Here is a 1,606-nt window from a genome sequence, read left to right as displayed (position 1 = left end):
AAAAGAATGGTGCCTTATATGCAGAATATAAGAAGCTAGGAGAAGCAGAAACTAAGGTGATCTTTGGTGGAAGACTAGGAGAATATAAGTATTATGATATGGATGCAGTTATTGCAGCTGCATTAGACAGAGTTAAAAAGGAATTTAATTAATTCCTTTTTTCTATCTATGGAATTATAATATACTTATATTTATGAGGTGATGTATAATGAAAAAGGTATTAGTTTTTGGAATGACTGATAATCCAGGCGGTATGGAAAGTGTCATCATGAATTATTATAGACATATTGATCGTTCAGTTTTACAATTCGAATTTCTTTGTAATACAGAAAAAGTTGCATATGAAGATGAGATAAGAGAATTAGGTGGAGTAATACATAATATTTGTGCAAGAAGCAAAAATTTGAAACAATATAAACATGATATGAAAGATTTCTTTGAGAACAACGCGGATAAATATTGTGCATTATGGTTTAATACATGTTCTTTATCAAATATTGATTATTTACTTTATGCAAAGAAGTATCATATTCCTAAGAGAATTATACATTGTCATAATGCGGCTAACGGTGGAGATTCTTTTTTAAGAAATATACTTCATAAATATCATCAAAGAAAAGTATTTAAGTATGCAACAGATTTTTGGACTTGTAATCAGGATTCTGATTTATGGTTCTTTGGGAAAGCTAGTAAAGAACTTCCAAATTATAGAGTTATTTATAATGCGATTGATTTAGACCATTTTGCGCCTAATGATGAAGTAAGAAAAGATTATAGAAGAAATTAAATATTTCTAATGAGATTTTACTTGGGCATGATGGTAGATTTCATTATCAAAAGAATCAGGAATTCTTAATTAAAGTAATGAAAGAATTAAATCAAAGATATCCAGATAAATATAAACTAATATTAATTGGACAAGGTGAAAATATGAAGATGATTCAAGATATGATTAATGAATATCATCTTCAAAATTCAGTCATATTACCTGGGGTTGTAAGTAATGTGAACGATTATTTACAAGCAATAGATATTTTCTGTTTCCCTTCTCGTTTTGAAGGATTAGGACTTTCTTTGGTAGAAGCAGAAGCAAATGGATTACCATGTGTTATTTCTAATACTATTCCTAAAGACGCTATTGTAAATAAAGCAGTAGATGCATTAGGCATTGAAGAGAGTAATATTAATGAATGGGTAAATAGCATAGAAGCCTTTTCAAAAGTTAATAAGAGTTTAAATAGAGAAGATTTTATAAATAATCACTATGATATCGATTTAGAAGCTTCTCGAGTAGAAAAATTGATGATAGATTAATTTTATTAAAAAAGAAGAGATGAATTATGAAAAATATACTAATGATTGGAATGACTCCTAATCCAGGTGGGATTGAGAGTTTCATTATGACATTTTATAGATATTTAAAAAAATATTATAGGATTGATTTTTTGACTACATTTGATACATGTGCTTATAGTAAAGAAATTTTGGAGAATCAATCACAAATTTTCACAATAAAATCAAGTCAATTTAAGGACTCTTCAAATTTTAATAAAGAAGTGTCAGAGTTTTTTAAGAATCATGATTACGTTATCATCTGGTTTTATGC

General features: G+C 27.8%; 4 protein-coding genes. All 4 read left to right on the top strand.

Translation table 11 applies throughout. The features are described from left to right. Positions 1-152, top strand: a 152-nt coding sequence (locus tag ACT8VG_RS11020) for a UDP-galactopyranose mutase (protein ID WP_444195910.1), incomplete at its 5' end; no start/stop codon positions are given. Between the two features lie 56 nt (positions 153-208). Beyond that, positions 209-787: a hypothetical protein gene (locus ACT8VG_RS11015; RefSeq protein ID WP_444195908.1), complete on the top strand. Its 579-nt coding sequence runs from the start codon at positions 209-211 to the stop codon at positions 785-787. A gap of 2 nt (positions 788-789) precedes the next feature. Further along, positions 790-1,314 (top strand): glycosyltransferase, encoded by a 525-nt coding sequence (locus tag ACT8VG_RS11010; RefSeq protein ID WP_444195909.1) that lies wholly within the window; start codon positions 790-792, stop codon positions 1,312-1,314. A gap of 26 nt (positions 1,315-1,340) precedes the next feature. After that, on the top strand, positions 1,341-1,606 hold a 266-nt coding region (locus ACT8VG_RS11005; RefSeq protein WP_444195907.1), incomplete at its 3' end, for a hypothetical protein.

The organism is Catenibacterium sp. (assembly GCF_052354645.1).
GTDB lineage: Bacteria > Bacillota_I > Bacilli_A > Erysipelotrichales > Coprobacillaceae > Catenibacterium > Catenibacterium mitsuoka_A.
Note: the sequence above shows the minus strand (reverse complement) of the source record. Positions and strands in the feature narration are given on the sequence as shown.